The following is a 4,976-nucleotide window of genomic DNA, read 5'->3' as shown; positions in this document are numbered from 1 at the left end:
TCGGCGAAGTAGGTGTCGATACCCAGTTCGTCGGCCACGGAACGGGCGACGGCCTCGCTGTCGCCCGTCAGCATGGCGACTTCGATTCCCATCCCGTGGAGCGCATCGACGGTCCGCTTGCTCGCCTCCCGAACCACATCCGCCAGCGCGAATCCGGCGACGACGTTCCCGTCAGAGACGAGATAAACGACGGTCTGGCCCTTCTTTCCGGCGGTTCGGGCGAAGTCCGAGATGTTCTCGGGGAGGGTGGCATCGAGCGAATCGAGCAGGTTCGGCCCGCCGACGAGCGTCTCTCGGGTCTCGACGGTCGCACGAACGCCGCGCCCCTTGATGTTCTCGAAGTCGCTCGCGGTCGGGAGAGACGCGTCCTCGTCGTTCGCGTGGCGACGGATCGCTTCGGCGATGGGGTGTTCGGAGTCGGCTTCGACGGCGGCCGCGATGGCCGATGCCCGCCGGTCGTTCCATCCGTCAGCCGTCTCGACGCCGACGACGCCCTGCTTTCCTTCCGTGAGCGTCCCCGTCTTGTCGAACATGACGATATCGAGGTTTCTGGAGTCCTCCATCGCGGTGCGGTCGCGGACGAGGACGCCATTCGTCGCGGCCATCGAGGTGGTGATGGCGACAACGAGCGGGACCGCCAACCCGAGCGCGTGCGGGCAGGCGATGACCAACACCGTGACGACGCGTTCGACCACGTCGAGGCCGAACCCCGTGGCGAAAATCCACGCGACCGCCGTGACGGCGGCGACGCCCAGCGCGACGTAGAACAGCCACCCGGCGGCCCTGTCGGCCAGCAGTTGCGTTCCGGATTTGCTCCCCTGTGCCTCCTCGACGAGTCGCACGATACCGGCGAGGGCCGTCTCGTCGCCGGTCGCACCGACTCGGACGCGGAGACTTCCGTCTCCGCTGTTGACCGTTCCGCCGATGACGTCGTCGCCGGGGTGTTTCCCCACCGGGCGCGACTCGCCGGTGATCATGGCTTCGTCGGCGGACGACTCGCCGTCCTCGACCGTGCCGTCCGCGGGGATGCTCGCCCCCGGTCGGACGAGCACTCGGTCGCTGACTTGCAAGTCGGTGACCGGAACCTCGTCCGTCGTTCCGTCATCCGTGATTCGCTCCGCCGTATCCGGCATCAGTCGGGCCAGTTCGTCCAGCGCACCGGAGGCCTGCCGGACGCTCCGCATCTCCATCCAGTGACCCAACAGCATGACGTCGATGAGCGTCACGAGTTCCCAGAAGAAGCCCATCGTCCCGGGGAGGACGAACACCGCCGCGATGCTGTAGACGAACGCGACCGTGATGGCGAGCGAGATGAGCATCATCATCGCTGGTTGGCGGTTTTCGAACTCGACCCGCGCCATCGAGAGGAAGGGAACCCCGCCGTACGCGAAGACGATTACGGCGAAAACCGGCGTTACCCACTCGCTCCCCGGAAATCTGATCGCGGTGTAGCCGAGCGTCAGTTGAACGAACTCGCTGAAGTAGAGCACCGGCACCGAGAGAACGAGACAGACCCAGAACCGACGCCGGAACATCCCCTCGTGGCCGTGATGGTCTATCTGTGCCGGAGGGTCGTCGCGGGACGATGGTGTTTCGGCGTCGTGTGGTTCCCCAGGACTATCCGAACTGACGTGTGACATCTTCACCCACCCTGGAGGGGATACGCCAGTGAGAATCATCAAGCTGTCCACAAGTATGCGTTCGGAACACGAGATAACTGTCCGTAGAGGTGGTGAAACTGGGGAATTTATTTATTATGAACGATTCGGATAACCGTTCTGTCGTGTAATTTTTTGGCCAATAGCGTTTTGCATGCCATCTCCCTGATGGGTAGCAATGGCAGCGAACGCCACTCCAGCCGCCCGCGCTCGAAACGTCCTCCTGATCTGTCTCGATACCGTTCGGGCGGACTTCTTCGCCGAGTACGCGAAGCGTCTCCAACGACTCTCGGACGTAACGTTCACCGGGTGTCGCGCCGCGAGTTCATGGACGGTTCCGAGTCACGCGAGCATGTTCACCGGGGAGCTACCCTCCAAACACGGCGTCCACACGTACAACCGCCGGTTCGATACCATCGACCGCGACGAGACGTTCCTGTCGGAGTTGGACGGGTACACGACGTTCGGCGTGAGCGCCAACGCCTTCGTCAGCCCGACGTACGGCTTCGATTCGTGGTTCGACGAGTTCGCCGCTGTCGAACCGAAACACCGCTATCCGGAGGCGACGAGCCTCAACGAGGTCGGTCAGGAAACCGACGGCTCCGAGAAGTACACGGAGTTCCTTCGGGCGGCGATGGCGGACGACCACCCAATAGAGAGCCTGAAAAACACGGCCTACGGTGTGCTCCACCAGACGACGAAAACCGGTCCCGTCCCGAAACTGGTGGACAACGGTGGGTCGGCGGTACTCGACGCGACGAAACGGCGGGCCGACGATGCCGACGAACCGTTCTTCGGTTTTTGTAACCTGATGGACGCGCACACGCCGCTTCAGCCGTGCCGGGTGTACGACTCGGAGCTACTTCGTGGCGTGCCGAACTCGTGGACCTCGGAACAGTACGGCGTCTGGGAACTGATGAACGGGGAAGACGAGCACGAGGACTACTGGCGTATCCGTCGGCAGGTGTACGGTGCGACGATCGCGTACATGGACCGACTCCTCTCGACGTTCATCCACGACGTTCTCGATTCGTCGCGGCGCGAGACGACGATCATCGTCACGGCGGACCACGGCGAGAACCACGCCGAGGAAGCCGACGACTACCTCGCAAACCACAAGAGCAGCCTCTCGGAAGGGCTGTTGCACGTTCCACTCTGCATCATCAACCCGCCAGCGGGCTACGAGCCGGAGGAAACCGGATACGTCTCGCAACTCGAACTCGGCCGCCTCGTCACCGGGCTTGCGAACGGCGAGACGCCCGACGTCTCGCACGACGAGATACCGGCCGAACTGGTCGGGCTGAGTGCCGGACCGGAACCGCCGGAAAACCGGGAGTACTGGGACCGGATGATGCGCTGTGCGTACGAGGAAGGGGAAAAGACGGTCTGGGATTCGCTCGGGACGCGAACCGAGTACGAACTCGACCCGAGTCGGCTGTCGTGGCAGCGGAAGGTCGAATCGGACGAGGATGGAGCGGACGGACTGGACGACGAATCCCCGTTCTTCGCGGACGCCATCGCCGAGGCGAAAGCGACGGCCCAAAGCGAAGACCGGGACGAATCGGACGACGAAATCGACGCATCGACCGAGTCGCGCCTGCGAGAACTGGGATATCTGTGAGTGGATCCCGCATCCCTCCGAGGAGAGGGACACCGACGGTTCGACGCCGGACCGACGAAACACAAGAAATAACCACCGACGGTCGGATACCAACAGCAGACGCCAATGGCTGACGACTCCTCGGACTCATACTCACCACTGAAATCGGTCTCCCGTGGCGCGTCCTTCTTCATGGTCGGGAAAGGGCTCGACAGCGGGCTTCGGTTTCTGTTGAGCATCGTGCTGGCACGTGGGCTCACTACTGGTGGAAACGCTGTCATGTTCAGCGTCTACACCTTCGGGTTCGTCGTCATCCAGTTCGTGGAGGTGCTGGCAAACCTCGGCACCGACCAGTCCATCCTGAAGTTCGTCCCCCAGTACGAGGACGAACCGAGGAAACGGCGGCGGATGGTCGGACTGGCGTATCTCACGTCGCTGATCGCCGGTTGTGCCGTCGGCCTGGGGCTCTACATCGGGGCACCAGTCATCACGGGAATCGCGGCCGAGTCCTTTCGGCCGTACCTGACCGACGTGCTTCGAGTCCTCGCCGTCATCGTGCCGTTTTTCACGCTCACGAGTTGTATCAAGAGCGTCTTCAAGAGCCTCGAACTTCCGGAGTATCAGGTGTTCATCATGAACGTCCTGACGCCGGTAGTGCGGTTCGCCCTCGTCGGTGTCGCGCTGCTCCTCGGGTACGAACTCGTCGGCGTGACGGCAGCGACGGTCGTCGCCACGATTCTCGTCTTCGCCGCGGCGGCGTGGCTCGTGTGGTCGAAGACCGACCTCGTGCCGTCGTTCCGGGCGTCGAAAGGCGAAATCAAGGAGTTCTACAACTTCTCGCTGCCGTTGACGCTGAATCAGGCCGGGTACGTCCTCTCGAACCGCGTCGATATCATCATGATCGGCATCTTCGTCACGTCGATGTCGGACGCCGCGGGAATCTACCGGGCCGCCGCCGTACTGGCCGGACTGCTCATTCTGCCGCTGAGCGCGTTCAGCCAACTGTTTCCCCCCATCGCCTCCCGACTGTACAGCAACGGGAAGATGGACGACCTCGAATCGCTGTATCGACGGGTCACGCGCTGGACGTTCACGATGGCGCTATTTCCGGCGGTCGGCGCAGTAGTCTTCGCCCACCAACTGCTCCTCCTGTACGGTAACGCGTTCACGCAGGGGGAAGCGATTCTGTTCCTGCTCGTCGTCGCGCAACTGGCGAACGCCAGCGTCGGCCCGAGCGGTTACGTGCTGATGATGACCGACAACCAGTATCTGGCCCTCGCGAACCAGTGGATTCTGGGGGTCTGCAACGTGGTTCTCAACTACGTCTTCATCCAGCAGTTCGGCCTCATCGGGGCCGCCATCGCCACGGCGACGGTCATCATCTCGGTCAACACACTCCGCGTCGTCGAGGTGTGGCACTTCGTCGGTCTCTTCCCGTACTCACGAAAGTACGCCAAGCCGATAATCGCGGGCGTCCTGTCCGCGGTCTCCATGCTCGGCGTGAAGGCCGCCGTCGGCGGACCGCTCTCGGCACACCTCCCGACGACCGCGGCCGCGCTCGCACAGGGTGTGGTCGGCGGCGTCGTCGGCCTCGGCGTCTTCGCCGGGGTGCTCTACCTGCTCGGCATCGAGCGGGAGGACCGGGAATTCGTCTCCGAAAACGTCCCGCTGTGAGGTTCGTCGTGAGCGGTTGTCGTACGTAGCGGGAAGGACAATGG

The 4,976-nt window shown here is 63.2% G+C and carries 3 protein-coding genes; 2 read left to right on the top strand and 1 reads right to left on the bottom strand.

The genetic code is table 11. The annotated features are described in order from the left end of the window. Positions 1 to 1,640: heavy metal translocating P-type ATPase (locus tag WBV42_RS04730; RefSeq protein WP_423985009.1), on the bottom strand; the 1,640-nt coding region annotated here is incomplete at its 3' end. Between the two features lie 196 nt (positions 1,641 to 1,836). Between WBV42_RS04730 and WBV42_RS04725 the strand changes: the two genes are divergently transcribed. Beyond that, positions 1,837 to 3,279 (top strand): sulfatase-like hydrolase/transferase, encoded by a 1,443-nt coding sequence (locus WBV42_RS04725; RefSeq protein ID WP_423985008.1) that lies wholly within the window; start codon positions 1,837 to 1,839, stop codon positions 3,277 to 3,279. Positions 3,280 to 3,384: 105 nt separating this feature from the next. Then, positions 3,385 to 4,932 carry a flippase gene (locus tag WBV42_RS04720; protein ID WP_423985007.1) on the top strand — a complete coding sequence of 516 codons (1,548 nt, stop codon included), beginning with the start codon at positions 3,385 to 3,387 and terminating at the stop codon, positions 4,930 to 4,932. Positions 4,933 to 4,976 lie beyond the last annotated feature (44 nt).

This window comes from Haladaptatus sp., from assembly GCF_049589095.1.
Taxonomy (GTDB): domain Archaea; phylum Halobacteriota; class Halobacteria; order Halobacteriales; family Haladaptataceae; genus Haladaptatus.
Note: the sequence above shows the minus strand (reverse complement) of the source record. Positions and strands in the feature narration are given on the sequence as shown.